We start from the raw sequence: 24,495 nt of genomic DNA on the forward strand, positions 1-24,495 counted from the left end.
CCGGCCTAGCTCCGCGGGAAGCGCCGGAGGTCGATCTCGATGGCGATCCGGTCGGCGCCGATCGCGGAGAACCGGATCCCGGCGCTCTCGAAGGTCTGCCGCACCGCCTGCCGGATCCGCGGACGCGGGCTCTCGCCGAACTCCTCCATCCGGCGGACGCTGGAGCCCGAGACCCCCGAGGCCGCCGCGAGGTTCTGGATCGACCAGCCGATGACCGCCCGGGCGCCGCGGATCAGCGGCCCGAGCGCGGCATCCGGCACCGCGTCGCGCGCGTCCTCCGGGACCGCGAGCACGAGGCCGAACCATTCGCGCACGGATCCGTCGGGCTCGGTCTGCGCCGCGCCCCGGCTGCTGAACCGGCGATACGTCCCGTCCGCGCCGCGGATGCGATACTCCGCACGGTAGGGCGTGCCGGTGGTCCGGGCCGCCTGCCAGGCGGCCAGGGCGGACCGGCGGTCGTCGGGATGAAGCGCGTCGAGCCAGCCGAGCCCCGCCATCTCGGCGGCGCTCTGCCCGGTCAGCTGCTCCCAGCCGGCCGCCACCTCGATCTCCCCGGCGGGATGGGCCGACCAGGTCGCGCCGGTGACCGCCCGCAGGACGCCGGTCTGGCGGCCCTGCATCCAGGCCGTGATCTCCCGGGCCTCGTGCGGCGCCGTGGTGTCGAGCAGGACGCCGTCCGTGCGCGCGGGCCGCGCATCGGGTCCGAGCACGACGTCGGTCTTCAGGGCGACCCAGCGGACCGTGTGGTCGGGCCGGATGATCCGGAATTCCCGGTCGACCGCATGGCCGAGCTGGATCAGGTCCCAGAGGTCCGCTTGCCCGGCCTGGTCGTCGGGATGGATCAGCCGGCGGAACAGGCTGCGCAGATCGTCCGCGAGCGGAAGCCCGGTCACCCGGTGGAAGCCCTGGGACCCCCAGAGGCGGCGGGTCGCGATATCGAACGACCAGAAGCCGACCCCGCCCCGCTCCTCGACCAGCTTCAGCATCTGATAAGACGAGAGAGGAATTCCCTCTACGATATTATCATTATCGAACGCTGAAATTTGATCATGTTTCATCTAAACGAACTCAAACTGAGCACATGACGATCGGAGCCGGCGCTATAAAGATCTATATCCAATCCGCAGTGTTTTCCGTCGGACAGTATTCCATCCCCGGATCTTGTAACGCAGCGGCGGCCGCCTTCGCTAGGTCAAGCTGAGCAGTGCTTCGCTGCGGTGCCGACATGGCGCCGGGCGCCCCATCCGCCGCAGGCCGGGCACGCGGCTTGGCCGACGCCGCCCGGGCTCGCATGGCGCGCCGTCTACTTAAAGTTTTGGATCCCGTCCAGGCCGTCGCCAAGATCCCGAACCGGTCGTCCGGCAAAGTGAACCGATTCTGATCAAGTTCGCTCGCTCCGGAAAATTTTACGCTTATGCTGAGCAGATTTCTTTCAGAAAAAAACTTGTGACGCGGCCGCGTTTGTATAAAGATTATGATCTCATTAGTCTATGTCTGTCATAGTATATTCATATGACGTGGTGATCCGCGGTTTTCTATAGCACATCATCTAAGCACATCCCTGACAGGATCGAAAACAAGCTTCTCGATCAACGGTTCATCTGAATACCAACACACCCGCCTCTTCCGAGCGGCGGGACATCCTCTGCACCCGACTGAAGGCGTCGACACATGGCTCTTGCGAAGAAATCCGCCATCCACACCATGCCGGCGGCGACCGCCCCGCGGGAGAGTGTTTCGGCCCCCATGGGCCGGTCGCACCTCGTCGCCGAGGCGGAGAAGCGCAAGGCCCGGACCTTCGCGCGCCAGCAGAAGGCCGCCGAGCGGATCGCCTCGGCCACCGCCGAGCTGTCCAGCGGGATCGCCGAGGCGGCGGCCGCGGCCGAGGAGCTGCGCAAGGCCTCCGAGCAGATCGGCGTCGGCGCCGAGGAGGCGGCGGGCGCCGCGCAGGAGACCATGAAGGCGGTGAACCAGGGGGCGGTCCTGATCCAGGCCGCCAAGGAGAACGCCACCACGTCCCTGCGCAAGACCGAGGCCCTGTCCGATCTCGTCGTCCAGACCGCGGCGCAGATCGACACGTCTGTTGCGGCGATCACCAAGGCGTCCGAGCGCCAGGAGGCGTCGGTGAAGCTGGTCGAGGAGCTCGACCGGCAGGCCAGCGCCATCGGCGAGATCGTGAAGGCGGTCGCCCGCATCGCCGACCAGACCAACCTGCTGGCGCTCAACGCCGCCATCGAGGCGGCCCGGGCCGGCCAGCACGGCAAGGGCTTCGCGGTGGTCGCCGACGAGGTCCGCACCCTGGCCGAGACCAGCGAGAAATCCGCCCGCGACATCCAGGCGCTCGTGGCGCAGATCCAGGCCGACGTGAAGGTCGCGGCCGACGGGATCAGCCAGTCGGCGATCTCGGCCCGCTCCCAGGTCGAGACCGGCCGGGCGGTCACCACCCAGCTCGACCGGGTGCGCACCGACATGGCCGAGATCATCGCGGGCTGCGGCGACCTGGCCCGGGCCGCCGACGAATCGGCCACCGCCGCCACCGAGGCGCAGAAGGGCGCCGAGATCATCGCGGCCGCGGCCGAGGAGCAGAGCGCGGCCTGCCAGGAGGCCGGCAAGATGGTCGAGCAGCAGACCACGGCGCTGTCGCAGAGCGAGGACGCCGCCCAGGAGCTGTCCGGCCTCGCCGAGGAGCTGAAGAACAGCACCAATATCGGCAAGAGCGCCGAGGAGGTCGCCTCCGCGGCGGAGGAGCTGTCCAGCGCCGTCGAGGAGATCAACCGCGCCGCCGGCCAGGTCACGATCGCCCTCGACCAGATCACCAAGGGCGCGCAGCAGCAATCGGCCGCGACCCAGCAATCCTCGGCCGCGATCGCGCAGATCGAGCGGCGCGCCCAGGTGACCCAGGATCTGGCGGGCGCCGCCGTGGAGAAGGCGCAGGCGATCGCGGAGATGCTGAACGAGAACAAGGGCCTGGTCGATGCGATGATCAACGGCCTGGAGAAATCCGTCGAGGCGGGCCGCGTGAGCCGCGATCAGGTCGCCGCGCTCGAGCAGGTCAGCCGGCGCATCGACAAGATCGTCGACGCGATCACCACGGTCTCGATCCAGACCAACATGCTGGCGGTCAACGGCTCGGTCGAGGCGGCCCGCGCCGGCGAGTTCGGCAAGGGGTTCGCGGTGGTCTCGACCGATATCCGCAACCTCGCCCGGGATTCCGCCGAGAACGCCGAGCGGATCAAGGACACGGTCAAGACCATCCAGGACACGATCGTGTTCGTGCGCGGCGATATCCAGGAGATCGCCGACGGCGCCGCCAACGAGGTCGAGAAGAGCCTCGCCATCTCCCGGAACTTCGACGCCGTGATCAAGGACATGGACGAGGTGCTGGGCGGCAACCGGGAGATCCTGACCGGCGCCGGCGGCATCGTCCGCATGGTCCAGGAGGTCCAGACGGCGATCGAGCAGGTCGCCGCCGCGGCCCAGCAGGCGGCACGGACCTCCGCGGAGGCCGGGACCGCCGCCGCCGAGCAGGGCAAGGGCGCCGAGCAGCTCGCCGCCGCGATCGAGGAGATCGCCTCGCTCGCCGACGAGCTCCAGGCCGCCTGAGCCGAACCGCCCGGAGAGCGAAAGACCGACCATGGCAGACGCAGCAGCTCAGGCGGTGCAGGCGCCGGATCCCGGGTTCACGCCCGATCCGGCGGAGGCCGCCGCACGGCCGGACCACGCGGACGACCGCAGCGAGGCCCGTCAGTTCGTGATCTTCCACGTCGAGACGGAGATGTTCGCCGTCGCGCTGGCCGACGTGCAGGAGATCATCCGGATCCCCAAGGTGGTGCGGGTGCCGTTCAGCCCCGCCTCGCTGCTGGGGCTCGCCAACCTGCGGGGCACGGTCCTGCCGGTGCTGAACCTGCGGGACGTGTTCGCCTTCCCGCCGGTGCTGAACGACGACGCCACCCGGGTCGTCGTGCTCGACCAGGGCAATCCGATCGGCCTCGTGGTCGACCGGATGGCCAATGTCGTCACCGTCGATCCCGACCGGATCGAGCCGACCTCGGCGATCGAGGGCAGCGTCGACACCGCGCTCCTGACCGGGATGATCAAGGGCGATGACGGCCGCTCGATGGTGATGATCCTGGACGCGGCCCAGCTGGTGAGCCGCGAGTTCAGCCAGATCGCCGCGAAGGTCCGCCGGGCCGCCGGGCAGGTCCAGGCCGCCGACGCGGATTCCGCCGCCCGGGCCGAGGTCGAGGCCGACGAGGACCAGCTCGTGAGCTTCGAGGTGGCGGGGCAGGAATACGCCTTCCCGATCGAGCGGGTGCAGGAGATCGTGCAGCTGCCCGAGCGCCTGACCCACGTCCCGAACGCGCCGCCCCACGTGCTCGGGGTCATCACCCTGCGCAACCGCCTGCTGCCGCTCGTGTCGCTGCGCGAGATGTTCGGCCTCGAGGCCAAGGCATTCACCGAGACCAACAAGGTCGTGGTGGTGTCCCTCGGCGAGGGCGGGACCCTGTCGGTCGGCGTCGTGATGGACAGCGTCAAGGAGGTGCTGCGGGTCAGCCGCAGCCTCGTCGAGCCGATGCCGGCGCTGCTGTCGCAGGACGGCGGCATGGACGAGATCCAGGCGATCTGCCGGCTGCAGGAGGGGCGGCGCCTCGTCTCCGTCCTGTCGGTCGAGAAGATGTTCGACACCAGCGCGCTGCGCAAGCTGGCCGCCACGGAGGACGAGGGCATGCGGGCCGAGGGACGACAGGACGGGGACGAGCGCCAGGACGCCGCCGACGAGGAGCAGTTCGTCGTGTTCCGGCTGATGGGCGAGGAATACGGCGTGCCGATCGAGGCGGTGCAGGAGATCGTCCGCGTCCCGGACGAGCTGACCCGCATCCCCAAGGCGCCGTCCTTCGTGGAGGGGGTGATCAACCTGCGCGGCGTCGTCCTGCCGGTGGTCGACCAGCGCCGCCGCTTCAACCTCGCCGAGGCGGAGCGCAACGACCGCCAGCGGATCATGGTCTTCACCGTCCGCGGCGTCCGGACCGGCTTCATCGTCGACTCGGTCTCCGAGGTGATGCGGATCTCGGCCAAGGCGATCGGCGACGCGCCCAACCTCTCGGACGCGCAGCAGCGCCTGATCCGCCGGGTCGCCAACCTGGAGAGCCAGAAGCGCATGGTGCTGCTGCTCGACACGATGCAGCTCCTCGACACGCAGGAAGCCGCCGCCGTCCGGCTCACCACCCACTGAGCGCGGGGCCGCCGCCCCGTCATCCCGACCCGTCCCCCCGGAAAGACCCCGCATGATCCGCGCCCTCGTGGCCGACGATTCCGCCCTGATGCGCAGGCACCTCACGCAGCTCCTCGAAGCGGCGGGCGGCTTCACGGTCCAGACGGCCCGCAACGGCGTCGAGGTGCTGGAGGCGCTCAAAAGCTTCGATCCGCACGTGATCACCCTCGACGTCAACATGCCGGAGATGGACGGGATCACCTGCCTGTCGCGGATCATGAGCGAGGATCCGCGGCCGGTGGTGATGGTCTCGTCGCTGACCGAGGAGGGCGCCGAGACGACCCTGCAGGCGCTGAGCCTCGGGGCGGTCGATTTCGTCCAGAAGCCCGGCGGCACGATCTCCCTGTCGATCGACCAGATCCACCGCGAGCTTCTGCTGAAGGTCCGCAGCGCCGCGACCACCCGGGTCCGCCGCAGCACCGGCCTGCGCGGGCGCCTGGCCGCCCAGCGCCGCCGTCCCGCCCCGCCGCCGCCGTCGGCCCAGGTCTCCTTCGCGGGCGGTCGCCCCGGGCTGGTGCTGGTCGGCGTGTCCACGGGCGGCCCCGGGGTGCTGGAGGACATCCTGCCGCGCCTGCCGGCGGACTTCCCCTGGCCGATCCTGGTCGCCCAGCACATGCCGAGCAGCTTCACCGGGGTCTTCGCCCGGCGGCTGAACGAGCTCTGCGCGGTCTCGGTGGTGGAGGTCGCCCGGCAGATGCCGGTCGAGCCCGGCACGGTCTACATCGCCAAGGGGGATGCCGACCTCGTCGTGACCCGCCGCGGCATCGGCTATTCCGCGACGCCGCTGCCGCAGAGCGACACGCATATCTGGCATCCGAGCGTCGCCCGCATGGTCGAGAGCGCGCTCGCCCTGCTCCCGGCCAACCGGCTGATCGCCGTGCAGCTCACCGGCATGGGCGATGACGGCGCCGAGGCCATGGCCCGGCTGCGCGCCGGCGGCGGCCTGACCATCGCGCAGGACGAGGAGACGAGCGTCGTCTTCGGGATGCCGCAGGAACTGATCAAGCGCGGCGGGGCCAGCGTGGTCCTGCCGAGCGACGCGATCGCAGAGCAGCTTATCGGGTGGCTCGGTGCCCCGGAGGCCGGGGCTCTGGCCGGGGGACGCCGCCGTGGGACTTAAGAAGCCGACCGCTCCGCCGAAGACCGAGGCCGAGGCGCCGCACGCGGATCTCGCCGGGCTCAAGGCCGCCCTCGCCGCCCCGGAGGCCGGCGAGCGCCGCCGGGCCGCCCGGGAACTCGGCGCGTTCCCGGAGGCCGGGCCGCTGCTCTGCGCGCATCTCGCGCGCGAGCCGGCCGCCAGCGTCCGGGCCGTCATCCTGACGACCCTGATCCGCCTCAAGTCGCCTGCCGTGGTGGAGGGCCTGCTGCCGCTGCTGCGCAGCGAGGACAGCGCCCTGCGCAACGCCGCGATCGAGGCGCTCCAGGAGATGCCCATGGAGGTCGAGCCGCATGTCGCCGACCTGCTGGCCGATCCCGACAGCGATGTCCGCATCCTGGCGGTGAACATGCTGAGCCTGCTGCCGCACCCGAAGGCGCCGGACTGGCTGGCCGAGGTCGTGGCGCGCGAGGCGCATATCAACGTCTGCGCCGCGGCGGTCGACGGCCTGGCCGAGATCGGCAACGAGCGCGCGATCGCGCCGCTCCAGGCCCTGGCCGCGCGCTTCCCCGACGTGCCGTTCATCCGCTTCGCGGCCGCCGCGGCGATCCGCCGGATCGGAGGGTCGTGATGCAGCCGCCCCGTTCCCTCGGCCAGACCGCCCCGGCGATCCAGGTCACCGAGGAGGAGTACCAGAAGTTCTACGAATATTTCTACCGCCGCACGGGCATCTCGTTCAGCGGCAAGAAGGAGTATTTCGTCGAGAAGCGGCTCCTGGAGCGGATCGCCAAGACCGGGAGCGACAGCTTCAAGTCGTATTTCACCCTGCTGCGCTTCCAGGCCTCGGGCGAGGAGCTGCAGCATCTCGTCAACCTGATGACGGTCAACGAGACCTACTTCTTCCGCGAGGATTACCAGTTCGACGCCCTGGTGCGGGGCATCCTGCCGGAGATCACCCGGACGCGCCGGCCCGGCGGGACGCTGCGGATCTGGTCAATGCCGTGCTCGACCGGCGAGGAGCCGTACTCGATCGCGATCCAGATCCTCGAAAACTGGTCCCGGGCGGACGAGTTCGACATCGAGATCACCGGGTCGGACATCGATTCCCGGGTGCTCGCCGATGCCCGCAAGGGGATCTACGGCAACCGCTCCCTGCAGCGGCTGTCGCCGGAGCTGCGCAAGAAGTATTTCCGGTCGGTCGGCGAGGACCAGTTCGAGATCCACGAGGAGCTGCGCAGCTCCATCGATTTCTCGATCGCCAACCTGTCGGACCCGATCCACATGCATCGCTACCGCGCGATGGACGTGATCTTCTGCCGTAACCTACTGATCTATTTCGATGATACGTCCCGACGCGCCGCGGTCGAAGCGCTCTACGAATGCCTGACCCCGGGCGGCTTCATCTGCCTGGGCCATTCGGAGAGCATGAGCCGCATGTCGTCGATGTTCCTGCCGCGCAAGTTCGGCGACACGATCGTCTATCAAAGACCGATCGAATAAGGTTGAGGCGGGCATGTCCGGCAAACGAATACTTGTCGTCGAAGACGGCATCACGATGCGGATGTTCTATCAGGACGTGCTCGGCCGGGCCGGGTTCGTCGTCGAGGAGGCCGCCAACGGGGTCGAGGGCCTGGAGAAGGCGCTGCTCGGCGGCTTCGACCTGATGATCGTCGACATCAACATGCCCAAGATGGACGGCTACGAGCTGGTGACGCGCATCCGCCGCGAGCCGTCGCTCCAGGCGATCCCCGTGGTCACGATCAGCACCGAGGCCAAGGACGCGGATGCGAGCCGGGCCTACGCGGTCGGGGCCAACTTCTACATCGTCAAGCCGGCCGACCCCGTGCTGCTGGTCGAGACCGCGCGCCTGCTGACGGGTGCGCAGGCATGACCAACCCCCTGCTGGCCCGGTTCATCCCGGAGGCGCGCGAGTTGCTGCAGGTCTCCGCGAGCGGCCTGCTGAAGCTGGAGCGCAACCCGACGGACGAGACCGCGATCAACGAGGTGTTCCGGGCGGTCCACACGATCAAGGGCTCGTCCGGCCTGTTCGACGCGCTGGCCCTGACCCGGCTGGTCCACGCCGCCGAGGATCTCCTCGGGGAGGTCCGGTCCGACGCGCTCCAGATCGATTCCGCCCTGGTCGACATGCTGCTCGACAGCCTCGACCAGGTCGGCCAGTGGATCGACGAGCTGGAGCGGCGCGCGGTCCTGCCGACGGATGCGGACGCGGTCGCGCACCGGATGTCCACGCTCCTGCGCCAGCGGCTGGGCACGCCGGACGACGCCCCCGGCGGGGAGCCGGCCGACCCGCTGCCCGGCACGGATCCGGCGCCGGGTGACGCCGCCGCGACGCTCCCGCCGGCGCTTCTGGCCCGGCTGCCCGCCCCCGCCTGCCTGGACGCGTTCCGGCGCGCCTGCGGGGGCGAGACGGTCCACTTGGTGCTCTACGCGCCGGAGCCGGGCTGCTTCTTCAACGGCACCGATCCCCTGCAGGCGATCCAGCAGGTCCCCGGTGCGCTCGCCCTCGACATCGCGGCGGACCAGCCCTGGGGGCCTTTGGAGGATCTCGACCCCTACCAGTGCAACCTGCACTTCGCCCTGCTGAGCACCGCGCCCCGGCCCGAGATCGAGCAGGCGATGCGCTACGAGCTCGACCGGGTCACCATCGCCCCCGTGCGGGCCCGGGACCTCGTGCGCATCGAAGGCGTGGCCAGCGACGGGCCGATCTGGGACGATTTCCGTGCGGTGGCCTCGGCGTTCCTCGACGCCGGGCGCCACGACGATCTGCGCAAGGCCGTGGCGGCCCTGCGCAGCGTCGCCGGGCCGACCCTCTGGCGCCGCCAGGCTCTGGACTGGCTGGAGGTCGCCCTCTCGGCGGGCGAGCCCGATCGGGATCTCGTGGCGGCTCTGGTGGCCGCCGCCGGGACCGGCCGGTTCGATCCGGCCCCGGCCGACCCGTGTCCCGCCGGCGAGGCCCCGGCGCAGCAGCCGGCTTCGCAGGCCGCCGACCCGCGGGAGGACCTCGCCCGCACCGTCCTCACCAGCCAGCAGCGGGCGCTGGAGCGCACGGGCTACGACGCGGAGCGCCTCGCCTCGGTCGGCACCGTGGTGGGCAACGTGCTCCTCAGCCTCGGCCGCGATGCCGAGCGGGGGGCGATCCGGGCGGCGCTCGACGAGGCCCGGGAGACCCGCTCGGTCGCGCCGGTGCTGAGCGCCCTGTCCGCCGTGCTGGACGGCGCCCCGCTCCAGCGGGTGGAGGCCGCGCCGGCGCCGGCCGAGGCGCTGCCGCAGGGCTTTGCCGAGGACGCCGCGTCGGTTCCGGTCGCCGGCAAGGAGCCGGAGGGGCGCCTGGCCGCCAAGTCCCTGAAGGTCGATCAGGCGAAGATCGACCTGCTGATGAACCTGATCGGCGAGCTGGTCGTCTCCAAGAACGCCCTGCCGTTCCTCGCCAAGCGCGCGGAGGAGACCTACGCCTCGCGCGAGATGTCCCGCGAGATCAAGGAGCAATACGCGGTCATCGACCGGCTCGCGCAGGAGATGCAGGGCGCGATCATGCAGGTCCGCATGCTGCCGGTGGCCGAGATCTTCGACCGGTTCCCCAGGCTGGTGCGCGACCTCGCGCGCAAGCTCGGCAAGCGGATCGACCTCGTCCTCGAGGGCGAGGACACGGCCGCGGACAAGACCATCATCGAGGCCCTGGGCGACCCGCTGCTGCACATCGTCCGCAACTCCCTGGATCACGGGATCGAGGCGCCGGAGGAGCGCCAGGCGGCCGGCAAGCCCGCCACCGCGCGCCTCCTCCTGAAGGCCCGCCAGGAGGCCGACAGCGTCGTCATCGAGGTCCAGGACAACGGCCGCGGCATCGATCCGGCCCGGATCCGCGCGGCCGCGGTCGCCAAGGGCGTGGTCGGCCAGGAGGAGGCGGACCGCCTCTCCGACCAGGAGGCGATCAACCTGATCTACCGCCCGGGCTTCTCGACGGCGCTGGAGGTCTCGGACCTGTCCGGCCGCGGGGTCGGGATGGATGTGGTGCTGACCACCGTGGAGAAGCTCGGCGGCCAGGTCTCGGTGAGCTCCCGCCTCGGCGAGGGGACGACGACGCGCCTGGCCCTGCCGCTCAGCATGGCGGTCACCCGGATCATGATCGTGGAGACCGCCGGCAGCCTCTACGGCGTGCCGATGGACATGATCGTCGAGACCGTGCGGGTGCCGCGCGAGCGCATCCGCATGATCAAGAAGGCCGAGACCTTCGTGCTGCGCGAGACGATCATCCCACTGCTGCGGCTGTCGCGGCTGCTGCACCTGCCCGAGCAGCCCCGGGGCGAGGCCGACGCCGCCGTGCTGGTCTGCCACGTCAACGGCCGGCGGGTCGGGCTGATCATCGACAACTTCCGGGAGGGGATGGACGTGATCCTCAAGCCCCTGGAGGGCGTGCTCGCGGGCATCGGCGGCTATGCCGGCACGACCCTCCTGGGGGACGGCCGGGTCCTCCTCGTGCTCGATCTCAGGGAGCTGCTGTGATGGCCATCCGGATCGCCCGAAAGACCATCCACCTCGAAGGGCATTGCACCGTCGAGGAGGCCCTGCCGCTTCTGGAGGCCCTGCGCAGGCCGGGCGCCCACAAGGTCGTGCTGACCAAGTGCCAGGGGCTGCACACCGCCATCCTGCAGGTCCTGGCCGCCGCGCGGCCGGCCACCCTCGCGCCGCCCGCCGACCCGGCGCTGGCCGGGCTCGTCATGCCGTTCCTGGAGGCGTCCCGGCAGGCCGCCCCGCAGCGTTCCGCCCCGCCGGCCTCCGGAGCGACCGCTTGACCACGATCCTCGCCATCTCGAACCGGAAGGGCGGCAGCGGCAAGTCCACGACCTCGGTCAACCTGGCGGCCGAGTGCGGCGCCCGCGGCCGGCGCACGCTGCTGGTCGACCTGGACACCCAGGGGCATGCCGGCCTCGGCTTCGGCATCGTGCCGGAGCGCGACGCGCCGACCGCCCACCACATCTTCACGAGCCCGGATTTCGACCTGCAGGCGGCGATCCGGCCCACCGCCTTCGCGGGGGTCTCGGTCGCCCCCGCCGACCAGCTGTTCGACGGGATGACGGTCGTGGATCGCAGCGTCTCGGCCCTGCAGCGCTGCCTGCGCGGCCCGGAGATCGCGGCGCGGTTCGACCTCGTGATCGTCGACACGCCGCCCTCCCTGGACATGATCCTGGTCAATGCGCTGGCCGCCGCCGATGGTGTCCTGGTCCCGATGATCCCGCACGCCCTGTCGGCCGAGGGCGTGCGCCAGTTGGCCCGGCTGTTCTTCCGCATCGCCACCACGGTCAACAGCGACCTGACGGTGGTCGGCCTGCTACCGGTGATGCTGAACGTGCATACCAACCACCACCGCGAGACGATGCAGGACATCGCCCGGGAATTCGGGATCGAGCGCGTGCTCACCGGCATCCGGACCGACATCCGCCTCGCGGAGGCCTTCGCCGCTCGTAAACCCATCCGGGACTACGCGCCCTCCAGCCGCGGCGCCGCCGATTACGCCCTGCTGACCGACGAGCTCACCGCCGTCTGGCAGGCCGACACGGCCCCCGCATCCCACGCACCGTCCTAGGAGACCCTCTTGGCCACGACGATCATGATTGTCGACGATTCCCCGACCATGCTGATGAGCATCGAGGGCATCCTGAGCAAGGCCGGCCTCGGCGTCGTCAAGGCGGCGAGCGGCGAGGAAGCCGTCACGACGCTGCAGGGCGGCACCAAGCCCAACCTGCTGATCACCGACCTCAACATGGGGGCGATGAACGGCATCGAGCTGATCCGCCGGGTGCGCAAGCTCCCGGGCCTGCAGTTCATCCCGATCCTGATGCTGACCACCGAGTCCCAGCAGGACAAGCGCAACGAGGCGAAATCGGCGGGTGCCACGGGCTGGATCGTCAAGCCGGTGGACCCGGATGCCCTGCTCAAGGTGATCCGCCAGCTGGTCCCCGGAGCCTGATCGTGGCCTGGGCCCCTCCCCCCCTCGCGCTCCGATGGTCCGGACCGCTCTGCGCCGGGCTGTCGGCCCTGGTGCTCGCCGCCGCCGGCACGGTGGCGTTCGGGCCCGTGCCGGGCGTCGCCGCCCTGGCGGCCCTCGGCTTCGCGGCGAGCTGGGGGGCGAGCTGGGTCTCGGCGGTGCTGAGCCGCCCGTCGCCGAGCCTGGAGCCACCGGCGCACCGGGCGCCCGCGGAGGCGCCGCAAGCGGAATCGCGGCAGGACGATCCCGGCGCGCAAGAGGCGACGGGACCGGCGAGACGGGCGGCGGGAGGCGCAGCGGTCCCGGCCGAGATTCCAGCCGAGATCCAGGCCACCCTGGCCGACCATCTCGCGGTCTATGACCGCCTGTTCGAGCGCGCCGCCACCGACACGGCCTCGGTCACCACCGAGACCGAGGCCGCCGCCTACGACATCATGACCAGCCTGCGGGAGGTCGACGGCGCCATGAGCGAGCTGCTCGCCTTCCTGGACCTGTCCGGCTCCAACACCCGGGTGGTCGAGATCGTCGACCAGACCGACCAGCAGCTCACCGAGAATCGCCAGCTGATCGGCGACTTCCTGGTCCGCCGCGACGAGGACGTGGTGACCTGCCGGCAGCGCCTCGACGAGCTCGACGTCGCCACCGCCCAGCTCACCCGGGCGACCGACGGCGTGCAGGCCATCGCCCGCCAGACCAACCTGCTCGCCCTGAACGCGACGATCGAGGCGGCCCGGGCCGAGAAGGCCGGCGCGGGCTTCGCCGTGGTGGCGAGGGAGGTCAAGGAGCTCTCGAGCGCCTCCGCGGGGACCGCGACCCGCATCGCCCAGGATCTCGCCAGCCTGCGCGTCTCCATCCGCGAGAATTTCGCCAGCCTGGTGACCGACCGGGTCGAGAGCGAGCGCGGGGAGCTGATGAAGATCGCCTCGGCGATCGCCAGCCTGACGGAGAACATGGAGCGCCTGGTCGCCCACCAGCGGGACACGCTGGTGAAGGTCCAGGAAGAGAGCGCCCGCATCGCCCAGCCGATCGTCCGGCTCATCGGGTCGATCCAGTTTCAGGACGTCACGCGCCAGCGCTTGCAGCATCTGGAAGGTATTTTTGCCGCCGCCCGCACGCATCTTCACGCACTGGATCTGTCGAATCCCTTGACGAAATCTTGGCCCGACGCTAGATCATTTGCAGAAATTGCACTTTCCGAGGGACCGTCACCCCCGAGAAACGCGGCAAAACAAAATAATGATATCGAGTTGTTTTAGAGAATTTTGAAACATCGCATTCTACCAGATGCATCTGCCCTGAACGTCAGGCTTGTGATGCACACTTTCAGCATTCATGACAGGAGGATTGATCTATGGCATCGGTCCTCCTGACGGATGACGTGGCCGTCGTGCGGATGACGGTCCGGCGGTTTCTGGAGCGGGGCCGGCACAGGGTCGAGGAATGCGGGTCCGCCGCCGAGGCGGAGGCCCTGTTGGGCAGCCGCCCGTTCGATATCCTCGTCACCGACCTCTGGATGCCCGGGCGGGACGGGCTGACGCTGATCGGCTGGGTCAAGGCGCACAAGCCCGGCCTGCCGATCATCGCGATCACCGGGGGCGCCCCGCGGGCACCGCAGCTCTTCTCGATGGAGGAGGCCGCGCGCGTCGGGGCCGACCGCGTGCTGATGAAACCGGTCGGCATGCAGGAACTCCTGGCCGCCATCTCCGCCCTCGCCCCATCGGACGCCAAGGAGTGATCGAACATATGCACGGCGTCGGACAGATCCTCCAACAGAACCGGGCGGGCGTCCTCGACGCGTGGCTCGCCAAGCTGCGCGACACCGCGCCGGGGGCGCAGCCGGGCTCGCTCCAGCTGCTCAAGCTCGAGCTGGGCACCCTGGTCGAGAAGCTCACGGCCTATTTCCTCCTGGACGACGGCGACGGCGCCGGGCCCGCCTTCAAGGCCGTGGAGGAGCAGGCCGCCACGATCAGCGCCGCCTGCGTCCGCGACGGGCTGACGCCGATGGAGACCGCCACGCTGATCCTGTCGCTGAAGACGATCGCGGGCGAGATGCTGGATCGCGAGACCAGCGCCAAGGCCACCGAGCTCTACAGGATGCGCACCGCCCTCGACGCGGTGGTGGACCGGCTCGCCCTCATCACCTTCGCGGCCTTCGTCGAGACCCGCGAGGAGATCATCAAGCGCCAGGGCCGGGCGCTGCTGGACCTGGCGACCCCGGCCCTGCCGATCTGGCGCAACATCATCCTGATGCCGCTCGTCGGGATCATCGACACGCAGCGCGCCCGTCAGGTGATGGAATGGCTGCTGGAGGCGCTCTCCCGGGAGGAGGCGCGGATCGCGATCCTCGACGTGACCGGCGTGCCGCTGATCGACAGCCGCGTCGCCCTGCACCTGACCAAGACCGTCGAGGCCGCGCGCCTGCTCGGCTCCCAGGTGATCGTGACCGGCATCAGCCCGGACGCGGCCCAGACCCTCGTGAAGCTCGACGTGGATCTGTCCAACATGATCACCCGGGGGACGCTGCGGGCGGGCCTGGCCGAGGCCTTCCGGCTTCTCGGCCCGCATGCCAAGGGCGCGCACGAGACGATGCTCTGATGCGCGTTCCCATCCTCCGGCTCGGCCGCGTCCTCCTCACCTCCCTGCCGGCCGACCTCACGGACCAGCAGGTGATGGACCTCCAGATCGACGCCCTGGCGCTGATCCAGGCCGGCAAGGCCGACGGTCTCGTGATCGACATCACGGCGGCCGACGTCGTGGATTCGTACATGGCCCGGATCCTCTCGGAGACGGCCAAGATGGTGAAGATCATGGGGGGCGTCGCGGTCCTGGCCGGCATGCAGCCGGCCGTGGCCCTGACGCTCGTGGAGATGGGCCGGGACATGATCGACATGGAGACCGCCTTCGATCTCGAAGGCGGGGTGGCCAAGGTCGGTCGGATGGTGGCTTCCCGCGGAGGTCGCCATGACGAAGTTCCGACCGCCTGATCGCCCCGAACCGGAGCCGCCCCCGGGCGACGAGACCCGGGCCGTCGTGGACATCCGGGCTCAGGACGACATCCTGCGGGCACGCCAGGCGAGCCGCGGCGCCGCCGCGGCGATCGGCTTCGGCACCGTCGATCAGACCCGCCTGGCCACCGTGGTCTCCGAACTCACCCGCAACGCCCTGATCTATGCCGGCGGCGGCGCGTGCCGGGTGCTGACCCGGCTGACGGCCCTGGAGCGGAGCATCGTGATCGAGGTCGAGGATAGCGGGCCGGGGATCGCCAACGTCGCCGGCGCGCTGACGCGGGGATACTCGACCGGGGGCGGCCTCGGCCTCGGCCTCGCCGCCGTGCACAAGCTGATGGACGACCTGACGATCGAGACCTGTCCGGGCCACACCCTGGTCCGGGCCGGCATGACGAGGCGGCGATGAGCCGGTCGCCGGGCTTCCCGGACCCGGCCGTCCTCGGGCCGGCCATCCCGGGGCCGGACGTCGTAGGGCCGGACGTCGTGGCGCTGCGGGTCACGAGCGAGATCGACGCCGCCGAGGTGCGCCAGGAGGCGCGCCGGCTCGCCCTGCGCCACGGCTTCAGCACCGTGCGGGCGCACGGCCTGGCCACGGCGGTCTCCGAACTCGCCATGAACCTCGTCCTTCACACCACGCGCGGCGGGCTGATCCGCCTGACCGCGCAGGATACGCCCGACGCGTCCGTGATCGAGCTCGTGGCCGAGGATGATGGCCCGGGGATCCCCGATCTCGCCCTCGCCATGGAGGACGGCTTCTCGACCCGCGGCGGCCTGGGCTGCGGCCTCCCGGGGACGCGCCGCCTGGTCGATAGCTTCACGATCACCACCCGGGTCGGGGAAGGGACCCGCATCGTCTGCCTGGTGCGGCGGCCATGAGCCCGGATCCGGTGATCCCGATCCCCCGGATCGCCGCGGCCACACGGGTCTATCCCGGCGAGACCGCCTGCGGCGACCTGGTGGCCTGGTGGCAGGAGGGGGACGCGACCTTCGCCTGCATCGTCGACGGCCTCGGGCACGGGCCGGACGCCCATCACGCCGCCCGGAGCCTGCTCGCTTTGGTCGAGGGCCAGGTGGGCCTCGAGCCGGCCCAGCGGCTCGCCACCGCCGACCGGGCCATGCGCCACACCCGCGGCGCCGCGGCGGCCCTGGTGCGCATCGATCCCGCCGCCAGGACCATCACCACGGCCGCCGTCGGCAACATCCAGGGCGCGCTGTTCGCCGCCCGGACCCTGCGGTTCGACGGCATGCCGGGGATCGTCGGGGCGGGCCTGCGCCCGCTCAAGCCCCTGGTCGTCCCGTTCACCGCCGCCGACATCCTGGTCCTGTGGACCGACGGGCTCCGGCCGGTGGACCTGGAGCCGGATGCGGCGCGCGCCGATCCCGAGCGGCTCGCCGCGGACCTGATGGCCAGCCACGGACGCCAGAGCGACGATTGCGGCGTCCTGTGCGTCGCCTTCCGGGCGTGAGGCCGCATGCGAAACCTCCTGCTGCGCTACACCGACGGCATGGCGCGCTACGTCGCCACCGCGGACGAGGCGCCGCTCCTCGACATCGAGGAACTCGGCCGCCTGGCGATCACCGACGACATCTCCCTCGACGAGATCGCCGGGCTGCATGAGGGCGCGGCGCTGGCCCTGTCGGACCAGGGCGTGCCGATCAACCGGCCGGAGATCATCCGGCGCATGTCGGCCTGCCTGAGCGCCCTGATGGTCTCGGCGGCGGTGGCCTACCGGACCAAGATCGACCTGCTCGAGCAGCATCGGCAGCAGGAGCGCGACCGGACCGAGCGGGACCGCCAGCGCCTGGAGACGCTGGGCCAGTTCGTCGGCTCGGTGGCGCACGAGCTCAACAACCTGCTCCAGCCCGTGCGCGGCATGACCGAGATCATGCTGGCCGATCTCGCCGAGGGGCGGCCGCCCGAGCGGGCCGACCTCGAAACCGTGGAGGCCTGCGCGATCCAGGCGGTCGGCGTCATCCAGGGCATCCTGGGCTATGTCCGGCGCGAGACGATCGCGCCCCAGCGCCTGGCCTTCGGGGCCGCGGTCGCGACCGCCTGCACCTTCATCCGGCCGATGCTGCGCGAGCCGTTCGCGGAGGCGATCCGGGACCGCGACACCGAGGTCCTGGCCCTGCAGGGCGAGCTGACCCAGATCCTGCTGAACCTGCTCCAGAACGCCGTGCAGGCCGGGGCGACGCGGATGCGGGTCGAGGTCGACCGGATCGACGGCGATCGGCCGGCCGGCGGGGCACGGCCGCGGATGCGGCTCCAGGTGATCGATGACGGCCAGGGGATGTCCGCCGCCGTCGCGGCCCGCGCCCTCGACCCGTATTTCACCACCAAGGCGACCGGCCAAGGCACCGGCCTGGGGCTCGCCATCGTCCGCAGCATCGTGGTCGGCTGGTCGGGCGACCTGCAGCTGGACTCGGAGCCCGGGCGCGGAACCACCGTCACCCTGCTGCTGCCGGTCCATGCCGGCTGACGCGATCCGGGCGGGCGCGATAAGCCCGCGCCGGGATTGCGCTTTCGGAAATCGATCAACAGCCCTCCACCGGAATCCGGACCGGCGGCACCGGATGGGTTGAACCGGGGCGGCTTCCGCGCTTTGTTCGCCATATGTTCTCACTGGAACGGAATGGCCATGCTCGCACATCCGCACGAACCGCCCCCGGAGATTCGGCTCACCGAGGCGGAGGCGATCGCGCTGGCCTATCACCGCGCCGCGCGGGGCGATGCCTGGAACGCCCTGGTGGCGGCGATCACCGATGCGCTGACCGATCTCGACGCGGTGGAGCGGCGCGTGGCGCAGCAGAGTCGGCTCATCTCCCGCGGCTATGCCCGCTGCCGGACCGGGGCGACCTGACGGCGGCGGGCTCGGCTCAGGCCCTTGCGGCGGGTCACAACTTCTGGTAATAATTCCTTTCCTATGACAATAAACCAGACCTCGCCCGCGACGGGAGCCGGCCATGGGCGACATCAACGATGAACGGCGCCGCCTCTCCGCGACGTGGCTCAACACCATCGCGTCCGGCGTCGTCTCGGCCGGGTCCTGCGGCTCGCTGCTGGCCTACAGCTTCGGCCCGCGGCCCGGCATCAGCGGGCTCCAGGTCCTGGTGGTCACGACCTGCGCGCTCGGCCTCGGCGCGACCCTCCACCTCCTCGCCCGGTCGCTCCTGAACAACCGGTGAGGGGCGGACAAGGACCGCGGCCGGCCCGAATTGCGCCGCTGCGACGGCCGGGGGCGGGACAGAGCCGCCGGGAGGCTCTAAGACCGCGCCGAATCTGCCGATCCGGAACCCGCCATGACGCCGGCCGAGCGCGACCGCTTCGAGAAGTGTCTCGCCCTGGCGAATCGGGGTGCCACCGCGGGCGAGCGGGAAGCGGCGCGGGCCGCCGCCGAGCGCATCGCGGCCGGCGCCGGCCTGACGCTGACGGAAGCCGCCGCGTCCCTGCGCAATCCGCGGTTCTCTGCGGCGGAACCGGAGCCGCCGCGCCGGCCGCCGCCCTCCTCCCCGCGGCGGCCCTTCGCCTGGGCGCAGCCGAAAGAGCCGGTGAAGCCGATCACCGTCGAGGAGCTGCGGCGCCAGAAGGCCGAGACGGAGGCCTGGAAGAAGCGGGCCGCCGCCTCGGCCGAGCTCAAGCGGAAGCGGGAGCGGGCCGAGCAGGAGGCCTACGCCGCCGAGCAGCGCGCCGCCCAGGCCGAGCGCGACCGGGAATGGGCCGCCGCCCAGGCCCGCCGGAAGGCGCCCTGAGGGGCGCCGGTCAGGAGAGCTCGGGCCCGGCCGTGACGGTCTGGCCGGCCAGAGCCGGGGCGTCGTCGCCGTGCCGGCCGACCGCGATCGCGCGCTTGATCGTGGAGCGGGCGGCGTCGATAGCGATGGCCGCCGCCGACAGGGTCCGGCCCTCGGTCGGGCGCTCCAGGGCGTGCCGGGCGATGTCGCCGGCGAGGTCGTCGATCTCGCGGGCGAGCGTCACCAGGCGTGTGGGATCGGGGGAATCCTGCGCCTCCTGCCGGATTGCCAGAAGCCGGTCGGTCGCCTCCTCGATCCGCTCGCGCCGCAGGCGGGACAGGCGCTGCCCGACCCAGGCGAAGGCCGAGCCGATGCCGCCGCCCAGGAAGGCGACGAGGTAGATCCAGGTCTCGTAGCGCTCGACGAAGCTCTGCTGCTCGCGCTCGAAATAATCGACCGCGCCGGGATGGATCGGCAGCCGGGCGCTGGTGGCGCCGGACGTGCTCTCGTAGGCCGGGGCCTGGACGTAGTCGGCGGCGGCGGTGACGTTCGCCAGGCCGCTGCGCAGCTCGAACAGGTGCTGGGTCACGTCCGCCGCCACCGAGCGGGACAGGCTGGCGCGCGCCATCAGCCGGTAGGAGGCGCCCACCGTGTGCACGTCCTCCTCCGGCACCTTGGGGCTGCCCCCGAAGGTCTCGGCCGGCATGCTCACCATCTGGAGGCGCGGCATCCGGGCCACGATGGCGTCGGCATTCTCAACGTCGACGAAGGCGACCTTCCGGCTGCGGCTCGCCGCCTGGACGCTCTCGACGATGCGCTGCGCCGTCGGGGCGGTGGGCGCGATCACCGAGACCACGGCATCGACCTCCTTGCGGGTCAGCGCGGCGGTGAGGTCGGCCTCGGCGACCTCCACGAGGGCGACCTGCCGGGGCGGCAGCGGGCCGCCCTTGTCCTGGCTCGCGAGCGTCAGGCCGTAATGGGCCAGCATCGACCGGATCAGCGTCTCGTCGGCGTCCCGGTGGGCCAGGATGGCGAGGCGCTTGCGGTCGAGATCGGGGAAGCGGGTGATCTCCGAGGCCTCGGGCGAGGCGATGATCATGGCCTGGTCGCGCAGGATGGCGAGGGTCAGGCCGTTATCCGGCAGCGCCACGTCGGGGCGGACCACGGCCAGGTCGGCCCGGCCGTCGCGGAGCGCCTCGGCGCTGTCGCGCACGTCGTCGAAGGGCAGGATCTTGAGCCGGATCTCCTTGTGCCGCTTCGCCAGGGCGTCGGCATAGGCCTGGATCACGGCCGGCTCGGTGCCGTCGCGTGGGGCGACCGCCACCGTCAGAACCGTGGCGCGCGAGGCCCAGTAGGCCCCGGCGGCGGCGAGCCCGAGCCCGATGGCGAGGATCAGGAAGACGATCTCCGGACGCAGGAGAAGCTTGCCGAATCGCCTCATCGGCCCTCTCCCCCACCCGCGCCGGAACCCGCCCGGCCCCTCGCGGAGGCCGGGCGATCGTCGGGCGCCGGTACTAGCTTACCGCCGGATGGTTTCGGAAAACCGATATCCACGTCCCCGCGTCACGCGCGTGATCAGTGGCTGCGGCGGGTGAGCCAGCCGGCCGCGAAGGCCAGGGCGGCGATGCCGAGCAGGGTGCTAGTGCGGTTGGTGTCGGCGTAGCGGACCGCCTGACGGCCGTAGGTCTCGCCCCGGCGGCGGGCCTCGCGGGCGTAGCGGCGGCCGTCGTCGATCAGGTGGTCGGCGCGCTCGGAAGCGGCGTGAGCCAGGTGGCGGCCGTCCTCGGCGAGATCCTCTGCGCGGTCCCGGGCGCGCCCGTAGACGTATTGCGCGCCGCCGGCCACCTGGTTCACGGCGCCGCGGACCTGCCGGCCCGGATCGCCGGTGAGGCCGCCGAGGGTGGTCTGGGCCCGGCCCTTCACGTGGCGGGACGCGCCCCGGATCTGGTCGCGGTTCATGCTGCTCTCCTGGGTATGGGGTTGGTCGGGGCGGGACCGGTCCTGCCGGCCCCGCCGAACGGAATCAGTTCCGGCCGGTGACCTTGTCGGCCAGGTTCTTGGCGCCGTCCTTGACGTCGCCCACGGTCTTCTGCGCCTCGCCCTTGAGCTCCTGCGCCTTGCCCTCGGCCACGAGCTTGTCGTTGCCGGTCACGTTGCCGGCGGCCTGCTTGACGTTGCCCACGGCCTCGTTGGCCAGGCCCTTAATTTTGTCGGTGGTGCTGCTCATCGAAACATCTCCTTCGGGGTGGCGGAATGGCCGGCTTGTGCCGGTCGAGAGGGGTCCCCGCCGGCGGGCGGGGACCGATCGGGTTCAGGCGCGGCGGGTCTCGTAGGCGCCGAGCAGGGTGACGGGCTTGGGGGCGCCGAAGCGGCCGCCCAGGAAGGCGGCGAGCGCGCCGAGGACCAGCGCCAGGGCGGCGTAGAAGGCGCCCTGGGTGGCGGCCGACTTGGTGGCGACGGCGGCGGCCTCGGCCTTCTGCTTGGCGGTGGCGACGGCCTGGTCGTACTGCTTCTCGTAGTCCTGGACCTGCTGGCGGGCCTGCTCGACCGGGATGTTCTGCGCCTTGGCCAGCGCGTCCGCGGCGCGGCTCTCGGCCTGCTGCTTCTGGGCCGGGTCACCGGTGAACAGGGCCTTCACGGCCGCCACGGCGGCGTCGCGGGCGGCCTGCGGGTCCTGGCCGGCGGCCTGCTGGCGGACCGTGCTCTCGATCCCGTCGAGCGGGTTCGTGATCTTGGCGAGCGACGGCGCGGCGGCCTGGGCGGCCGTCTGCACGGTGCCGCCGACGAGCGATCCGGCCCCGCCCAGGGTGGCGGTCACGCCGCTGAAGGCGCCGCCGATGAGGCCGCCGACCGCGGAGGTCAGCAGGTAGAGCACCACCAGGGTGGTCACCGCCCAGGACACCAGGCCGTGCAGGCCGGCCGTCCCCGGCAGCGGCTTGCCGGACAGGCGCCCGGCGATGGCGCCGCCCACCAGCGAGGCGACGATGCCGGAGGCCACGAACCAGATCCCGGCGCCCATGGAGGCGGTCGAGGCGGCCGGGTTGTCGGCCGCATTGGGCCCGAAGGAGGCCAGGCCCACACCGGCGCCGACCAGGTTCAGGATCACCTGGGTGACCAGGGCGGTGGCGGCACCGGCGAAGATCGCCCCCCAGGAAACCTGGTTGAGCAGGATCGCCCGCGTGTCGGCGGACGCGCCTGTGGCCAGGGGGGACGCGGTGGTTTGGATGGTGGTCACGCTCTTGCTCCGGGTCGTCGGTCGTCTGTGGAAGTGGAAGCCGGGATCAGTCGCGGTTCGCGCTGACCAGGAGGCCGAGGCCGAAGCCGACGAGGCCGGCGACGAGCAGGGAGGCGAGCGGGTACTCGGCGACCTGATGGCTCACCTCGCGGGTGCCCCGGCGCAGGTAATGGCCGCCGCGCTCATAGGCGTCCTCGGCGTAGTCGGCAGCCTCGTCGGCCGCGTGCCGGACCGTGTCCTTGGCCTGGCCGTAGAGGTTCTCGGCCTGCCCGCTGGCCTCGCGGAAGCGGCCCTCGACCGAGTCGCTCCGCGAGCCGGTGAGGTCGCCGACGGCGCCCTGCACCTTGCCGCCGAGGTCCTTGGCGGCGCCCGTGATCCTGTCGATGTCGACCATGTCGTTCTCCGTGGGGTGTGTGTTCGATGGGGATGGTGCCCGGACGGGCCGCCGGCTTGAGACCGGGGTCAGTCGGTGCGGGGTTTGGCCGGCTTGGGGGGCCGGGCCGCCTGTTTCTGCCGCCGGCCCTCGGCCTCGACCCGGGCGTCCCCGGTGAGCTTGCCGATGGCCTCCTTGACCGACGCCTTGAGGCGCTCGGCGGACGGTCCTTTCACGCGCTCGATCACGGGCACCTCGCCGTTCCTGAGAAGACCCTGGATCGGGCATCAGATGTGCGCCGCGCTCGCGCAATCAATGGTACGAAAGGACTATAATTGCCGGATGATTTATCCGATCACGACTGTGTGAACTGCGGCGGATCGGCCAGCAAGCCTCTCCGATATTTGTACGGTTCGGCACTGGACGCTGGCGCCGGACGGCCTGGTCTTTCGCGTTCGCCCCCTGGCGCTTGCACCTGCCGTGTCGGCAGCGGGGCAAAAACGGGTTGCGCACAAGCTGGTTCCCTGACCTACGTTATTTTTACTGGTATGCCTGCACCATCGGGGCGGTTGTTATCGACCAGAAGTAGTCTTCGCGGTTTTGAAGCGGTGGTATCGGCGCCCGGGATCCGGCCCCGCCCGCGCGGGCGCCGTCGTGGCGGCGGCCGATGGCGGGCGGAAATCGCGGGGCCGGGCGGCCCACGGCCGATGCGCGCGCTCGACAGCCGGTGACACGCAACAGTTTTGCGCCGGGCGGATATTTGAGCGGGCTGACCCGTTGCACGTATCCGCGGAGGGTCGGTCAGTCCCGCCACTGACGGGCAAGGATCAAACCTCATGACAATTCTGATGTCGGTCGCGCTGGCACTCGCGGTGCTCGGCGCGCTGGTGACGCATTCCGCCTACCGGTTCGCGCCGGTCACGAACAAGTTCGCCGGCTGGGACGTCGCCTTCGTGAGCGGCATCAGCGTCACCGCGCTCGGCAGCCTCGGCGCCCTGCTGCTGGTCTTCACCGCCTGAGCTTCGCCCCTCCGCACCGCCGAGCCGATGCATAAGGCCACAGGGGCGGACCTATCCGTCCGGCGGCCTGTTCCTCCCCCGAACCGGTCGCGTTGCGACCGGACCCGGCTCCAAGCCTTCGATTCCCCGCGCCTGCCGGTGCCGAACCGGCATCCACGTCGGCGGCGAGCGTTCCAGACCCCGCAACGGCGGGGCAACGAGGTTCCAAGATGGCAGAACAACTCTCCGGTCAGGACGGCCGGCAGGGCAAGCGTGGCCGGCCGGCGCTCTACGTGCTGGTCGCCAGCGTCGGGCTCATGGTCGCCGCGCTCGCCGGGCTGATGATGTGGCAGGGCGCGAGCTCGCCCCCGGATTACGCCAGCCAGAGCCAGGCGGCCTCGCGCAAGCAGGTCACCGGCAGCGAGAGCGGCACGGGCGGCGCGACCTCGCCGTCCAACAGCAGCGCGGTCCCGGGGGGCAACCCGGCCTATCCGCAGCCGGCCGCCCGCAGCGCCAATCCGTGACCCGGCACGATCACCGCTGCGCGGCGGAGATCTGCCGCGAGCAGGGCTGGCAGGTCGGAACCTGCCTGGTCGGCGATGCCGGCTACGGCCCGACGGTGATCCAGATCACTGCGCTGGGCGACCGGGTCATGCTCGCCAAGATCCTCAGTCACGGCCGGGTGGCCGTGGCCTATAACGAGGCCCAGGCCTGGTCCCTCTCCCTCCGGGACTGGCGCTCGGTCGGCTGATCCGGTCCCACCGTGGTACGGATCGGCCC

At 71.0% G+C, this 24,495-nt stretch carries 31 protein-coding genes; 24 read left to right on the forward strand and 7 right to left on the reverse strand.

What is annotated here, in order from left to right; genetic code table 11:
- Positions 1-5 precede the first annotated feature (5 nt).
- Positions 6-986: a PAS domain-containing protein gene (locus tag WYO_RS24005; RefSeq protein WP_052311444.1), complete on the reverse strand. Its 981-nt coding sequence runs from the start codon at positions 984-986 to the stop codon at positions 6-8.
- 685 nt (positions 987-1,671) lie between these two features.
- Between WYO_RS24005 and WYO_RS24010 the strand changes: the two genes are divergently transcribed.
- The 21 genes from WYO_RS24010 to WYO_RS24110 all read left to right on the forward strand — a co-directional run bounded on the left by WYO_RS24010 (position 1,672) and on the right by WYO_RS24110 (position 19,130).
- Entirely contained in the window at positions 1,672-3,603 is a 1,932-nt protein-coding gene (locus WYO_RS24010) for a methyl-accepting chemotaxis protein (protein ID WP_007567472.1), read from the forward strand.
- A gap of 31 nt (positions 3,604-3,634) precedes the next feature.
- Complete coding sequence (locus tag WYO_RS24015) at positions 3,635-5,233, forward strand: chemotaxis protein CheW (RefSeq protein ID WP_007567474.1); 1,599 nt, start codon at positions 3,635-3,637, stop codon at positions 5,231-5,233.
- 52 nt (positions 5,234-5,285) lie between these two features.
- On the forward strand, positions 5,286-6,392 hold the full coding sequence (gene cheB / locus WYO_RS24020) for a chemotaxis-specific protein-glutamate methyltransferase CheB (RefSeq protein WP_007567478.1): 1,107 nt from the start codon (positions 5,286-5,288) through the stop codon (positions 6,390-6,392).
- A complete protein-coding gene (locus tag WYO_RS24025; protein WP_007567480.1) occupies positions 6,382-6,999 on the forward strand; it encodes a HEAT repeat domain-containing protein in 618 nt (205 codons plus the stop codon). The genes cheB and WYO_RS24025 overlap by 11 nt, the downstream gene beginning before the upstream one ends.
- Positions 6,999-7,868, forward strand: a complete 870-nt coding sequence (locus WYO_RS24030) for a protein-glutamate O-methyltransferase CheR (protein WP_007567481.1) — start codon at positions 6,999-7,001, stop codon at positions 7,866-7,868. Before WYO_RS24025 ends, WYO_RS24030 begins: the two co-directional genes overlap by 1 nt.
- Before the next feature lie 13 nt (positions 7,869-7,881).
- Entirely contained in the window at positions 7,882-8,259 is a 378-nt protein-coding gene (locus tag WYO_RS24035; RefSeq protein WP_007567482.1) for a response regulator, read from the forward strand.
- Entirely contained in the window at positions 8,256-10,889 is a 2,634-nt protein-coding gene (locus WYO_RS24040; protein WP_007567483.1) for a chemotaxis protein CheA, read from the forward strand. The genes WYO_RS24035 and WYO_RS24040 overlap by 4 nt, the downstream gene beginning before the upstream one ends.
- Complete coding sequence (locus WYO_RS31970; protein WP_007567485.1) at positions 10,889-11,179, forward strand: hypothetical protein; 291 nt, start codon at positions 10,889-10,891, stop codon at positions 11,177-11,179. The genes WYO_RS24040 and WYO_RS31970 overlap by 1 nt, the downstream gene beginning before the upstream one ends.
- Positions 11,176-11,970 (forward strand): ParA family protein, encoded by a 795-nt coding sequence (locus WYO_RS24050; protein ID WP_007567487.1) that lies wholly within the window; start codon positions 11,176-11,178, stop codon positions 11,968-11,970. The genes WYO_RS31970 and WYO_RS24050 overlap by 4 nt, the downstream gene beginning before the upstream one ends.
- Before the next feature lie 9 nt (positions 11,971-11,979).
- The gene (locus WYO_RS24055; RefSeq protein WP_007567488.1) at positions 11,980-12,354 is read left to right on the forward strand and encodes a response regulator; all 375 of its coding nucleotides are present in this window, start codon (positions 11,980-11,982) and stop codon (positions 12,352-12,354) included.
- Positions 12,355-12,356: 2 nt separating this feature from the next.
- Complete coding sequence (locus tag WYO_RS24060) at positions 12,357-13,628, forward strand: methyl-accepting chemotaxis protein (RefSeq protein WP_007567489.1); 1,272 nt, start codon at positions 12,357-12,359, stop codon at positions 13,626-13,628.
- 95 nt (positions 13,629-13,723) lie between these two features.
- Positions 13,724-14,107, forward strand: a complete 384-nt coding sequence (locus WYO_RS24065) for a response regulator (RefSeq protein WP_007567491.1) — start codon at positions 13,724-13,726, stop codon at positions 14,105-14,107.
- Positions 14,108-14,115: 8 nt separating this feature from the next.
- Positions 14,116-14,967 carry an STAS domain-containing protein gene (locus tag WYO_RS24070; protein ID WP_007567493.1) on the forward strand — a complete coding sequence of 284 codons (852 nt, stop codon included), beginning with the start codon at positions 14,116-14,118 and terminating at the stop codon, positions 14,965-14,967.
- Positions 14,967-15,356, forward strand: coding sequence for an STAS domain-containing protein (locus WYO_RS24075; RefSeq protein ID WP_007567495.1), 390 nt, complete (start codon positions 14,967-14,969; stop codon positions 15,354-15,356). The genes WYO_RS24070 and WYO_RS24075 overlap by 1 nt, the downstream gene beginning before the upstream one ends.
- Complete coding sequence (locus tag WYO_RS24080) at positions 15,334-15,786, forward strand: ATP-binding protein (RefSeq protein ID WP_007567497.1); 453 nt, start codon at positions 15,334-15,336, stop codon at positions 15,784-15,786. Before WYO_RS24075 ends, WYO_RS24080 begins: the two co-directional genes overlap by 23 nt.
- Complete coding sequence (locus WYO_RS24085; protein ID WP_007567499.1) at positions 15,783-16,256, forward strand: anti-sigma regulatory factor; 474 nt, start codon at positions 15,783-15,785, stop codon at positions 16,254-16,256. Before WYO_RS24080 ends, WYO_RS24085 begins: the two co-directional genes overlap by 4 nt.
- Positions 16,253-16,846: a SpoIIE family protein phosphatase gene (locus tag WYO_RS29120; RefSeq protein ID WP_007567500.1), complete on the forward strand. Its 594-nt coding sequence runs from the start codon at positions 16,253-16,255 to the stop codon at positions 16,844-16,846. Before WYO_RS24085 ends, WYO_RS29120 begins: the two co-directional genes overlap by 4 nt.
- A 6-nt stretch (positions 16,847-16,852) precedes the next feature.
- The gene (locus WYO_RS24095) at positions 16,853-17,860 is read left to right on the forward strand and encodes an ATP-binding protein (protein WP_007567502.1); all 1,008 of its coding nucleotides are present in this window, start codon (positions 16,853-16,855) and stop codon (positions 17,858-17,860) included.
- A 159-nt stretch (positions 17,861-18,019) separates the two neighbouring features.
- On the forward strand, positions 18,020-18,241 hold the full coding sequence (locus tag WYO_RS24100; RefSeq protein WP_039904054.1) for a hypothetical protein: 222 nt from the start codon (positions 18,020-18,022) through the stop codon (positions 18,239-18,241).
- A 103-nt stretch (positions 18,242-18,344) separates the two neighbouring features.
- A complete protein-coding gene (locus WYO_RS24105; RefSeq protein ID WP_007567504.1) occupies positions 18,345-18,566 on the forward strand; it encodes a hypothetical protein in 222 nt (73 codons plus the stop codon).
- A 114-nt stretch (positions 18,567-18,680) separates the two neighbouring features.
- Positions 18,681-19,130, forward strand: a complete 450-nt coding sequence (locus tag WYO_RS24110; RefSeq protein WP_007567506.1) for a hypothetical protein — start codon at positions 18,681-18,683, stop codon at positions 19,128-19,130.
- A 10-nt stretch (positions 19,131-19,140) separates the two neighbouring features.
- Here WYO_RS24110 and WYO_RS24115 read toward each other — a convergent pair whose 3' ends face one another.
- From WYO_RS24115 to WYO_RS30115, 6 genes are all read right to left on the reverse strand, one after another.
- Positions 19,141-20,550 (reverse strand): TAXI family TRAP transporter solute-binding subunit, encoded by a 1,410-nt coding sequence (locus WYO_RS24115; RefSeq protein ID WP_007567507.1) that lies wholly within the window; start codon positions 20,548-20,550, stop codon positions 19,141-19,143.
- 134 nt (positions 20,551-20,684) lie between these two features.
- Positions 20,685-21,068, reverse strand: coding sequence for a CsbD family protein (locus tag WYO_RS24120; RefSeq protein WP_007567510.1), 384 nt, complete (start codon positions 21,066-21,068; stop codon positions 20,685-20,687).
- Between the two features lie 64 nt (positions 21,069-21,132).
- Positions 21,133-21,336: a CsbD family protein gene (locus tag WYO_RS24125; protein WP_007567512.1), complete on the reverse strand. Its 204-nt coding sequence runs from the start codon at positions 21,334-21,336 to the stop codon at positions 21,133-21,135.
- Between the two features lie 84 nt (positions 21,337-21,420).
- Positions 21,421-22,344 carry a hypothetical protein gene (locus WYO_RS24130; RefSeq protein WP_007567516.1) on the reverse strand — a complete coding sequence of 308 codons (924 nt, stop codon included), beginning with the start codon at positions 22,342-22,344 and terminating at the stop codon, positions 21,421-21,423.
- Between the two features lie 46 nt (positions 22,345-22,390).
- Positions 22,391-22,738 (reverse strand): CsbD family protein, encoded by a 348-nt coding sequence (locus WYO_RS24135; protein WP_007567528.1) that lies wholly within the window; start codon positions 22,736-22,738, stop codon positions 22,391-22,393.
- A gap of 68 nt (positions 22,739-22,806) precedes the next feature.
- Positions 22,807-22,971, reverse strand: a complete 165-nt coding sequence (locus tag WYO_RS30115; protein ID WP_244424289.1) for a CsbD family protein — start codon at positions 22,969-22,971, stop codon at positions 22,807-22,809.
- Positions 22,972-23,553: 582 nt separating this feature from the next.
- Between WYO_RS30115 and WYO_RS24140 the strand changes: the two genes are divergently transcribed.
- From WYO_RS24140 to WYO_RS24150, 3 genes are all read left to right on the forward strand, one after another.
- Positions 23,554-23,736 carry a hypothetical protein gene (locus WYO_RS24140; protein WP_007567537.1) on the forward strand — a complete coding sequence of 61 codons (183 nt, stop codon included), beginning with the start codon at positions 23,554-23,556 and terminating at the stop codon, positions 23,734-23,736.
- A 209-nt stretch (positions 23,737-23,945) separates the two neighbouring features.
- Positions 23,946-24,239 carry a lipase chaperone gene (locus WYO_RS24145; protein WP_007567539.1) on the forward strand — a complete coding sequence of 98 codons (294 nt, stop codon included), beginning with the start codon at positions 23,946-23,948 and terminating at the stop codon, positions 24,237-24,239.
- Positions 24,236-24,466: a hypothetical protein gene (locus WYO_RS24150; protein WP_007567542.1), complete on the forward strand. Its 231-nt coding sequence runs from the start codon at positions 24,236-24,238 to the stop codon at positions 24,464-24,466. Before WYO_RS24145 ends, WYO_RS24150 begins: the two co-directional genes overlap by 4 nt.
- Positions 24,467-24,495 lie beyond the last annotated feature (29 nt).

It is taken from the genome of Methylobacterium sp. GXF4 (genome assembly GCF_000272495.1).
Lineage (GTDB): Bacteria > Pseudomonadota > Alphaproteobacteria > Rhizobiales > Beijerinckiaceae > Methylobacterium > Methylobacterium brachiatum.

Excerpts from the sequence above, each read along its gene's own strand:
- WYO_RS24115 (WP_007567507.1), bottom strand. The coding sequence starts at position 20,550 with ATGAGGCGATTCGGCAAGCTTCTCCTGCGTCCGGAGATCGTCTTCCTG.
- WYO_RS24065 (WP_007567491.1), top strand. The coding sequence starts at position 13,724 with ATGGCATCGGTCCTCCTGACGGATGACGTGGCCGTCGTGCGGATGACG.
- WYO_RS24035 (WP_007567482.1), top strand. The coding sequence starts at position 7,882 with ATGTCCGGCAAACGAATACTTGTCGTCGAAGACGGCATCACGATGCGG.
- WYO_RS24075 (WP_007567495.1), top strand. The coding sequence starts at position 14,967 with ATGCGCGTTCCCATCCTCCGGCTCGGCCGCGTCCTCCTCACCTCCCTG.
- WYO_RS29120 (WP_007567500.1), top strand. The coding sequence starts at position 16,253 with ATGAGCCCGGATCCGGTGATCCCGATCCCCCGGATCGCCGCGGCCACA.
- WYO_RS24040 (WP_007567483.1), top strand. The coding sequence starts at position 8,256 with ATGACCAACCCCCTGCTGGCCCGGTTCATCCCGGAGGCGCGCGAGTTG.
- WYO_RS24135 (WP_007567528.1), bottom strand. The coding sequence starts at position 22,738 with ATGGTCGACATCGACAGGATCACGGGCGCCGCCAAGGACCTCGGCGGC.
- WYO_RS24125 (WP_007567512.1), bottom strand. The coding sequence starts at position 21,336 with ATGAGCAGCACCACCGACAAAATTAAGGGCCTGGCCAACGAGGCCGTG.
- WYO_RS24070 (WP_007567493.1), top strand. The coding sequence starts at position 14,116 with ATGCACGGCGTCGGACAGATCCTCCAACAGAACCGGGCGGGCGTCCTC.
- WYO_RS24015 (WP_007567474.1), top strand. The coding sequence starts at position 3,635 with ATGGCAGACGCAGCAGCTCAGGCGGTGCAGGCGCCGGATCCCGGGTTC.
- WYO_RS24120 (WP_007567510.1), bottom strand. The coding sequence starts at position 21,068 with ATGAACCGCGACCAGATCCGGGGCGCGTCCCGCCACGTGAAGGGCCGG.
- WYO_RS24030 (WP_007567481.1), top strand. The coding sequence starts at position 6,999 with ATGCAGCCGCCCCGTTCCCTCGGCCAGACCGCCCCGGCGATCCAGGTC.
- cheB (WP_007567478.1), top strand. The coding sequence starts at position 5,286 with ATGATCCGCGCCCTCGTGGCCGACGATTCCGCCCTGATGCGCAGGCAC.
- WYO_RS31970 (WP_007567485.1), top strand. The coding sequence starts at position 10,889 with ATGGCCATCCGGATCGCCCGAAAGACCATCCACCTCGAAGGGCATTGC.
- WYO_RS24010 (WP_007567472.1), top strand. The coding sequence starts at position 1,672 with ATGGCTCTTGCGAAGAAATCCGCCATCCACACCATGCCGGCGGCGACC.
- WYO_RS24100 (WP_039904054.1), top strand. The coding sequence starts at position 18,020 with ATGCTCGCACATCCGCACGAACCGCCCCCGGAGATTCGGCTCACCGAG.
- WYO_RS24105 (WP_007567504.1), top strand. The coding sequence starts at position 18,345 with ATGGGCGACATCAACGATGAACGGCGCCGCCTCTCCGCGACGTGGCTC.
- WYO_RS24085 (WP_007567499.1), top strand. The coding sequence starts at position 15,783 with ATGAGCCGGTCGCCGGGCTTCCCGGACCCGGCCGTCCTCGGGCCGGCC.
- WYO_RS24110 (WP_007567506.1), top strand. The coding sequence starts at position 18,681 with ATGACGCCGGCCGAGCGCGACCGCTTCGAGAAGTGTCTCGCCCTGGCG.
- WYO_RS24140 (WP_007567537.1), top strand. The coding sequence starts at position 23,554 with ATGACAATTCTGATGTCGGTCGCGCTGGCACTCGCGGTGCTCGGCGCG.
- WYO_RS24080 (WP_007567497.1), top strand. The coding sequence starts at position 15,334 with ATGACGAAGTTCCGACCGCCTGATCGCCCCGAACCGGAGCCGCCCCCG.
- WYO_RS24145 (WP_007567539.1), top strand. The coding sequence starts at position 23,946 with ATGGCAGAACAACTCTCCGGTCAGGACGGCCGGCAGGGCAAGCGTGGC.
- WYO_RS24095 (WP_007567502.1), top strand. The coding sequence starts at position 16,853 with ATGCGAAACCTCCTGCTGCGCTACACCGACGGCATGGCGCGCTACGTC.
- WYO_RS24005 (WP_052311444.1), bottom strand. The coding sequence starts at position 986 with ATGCTGAAGCTGGTCGAGGAGCGGGGCGGGGTCGGCTTCTGGTCGTTC.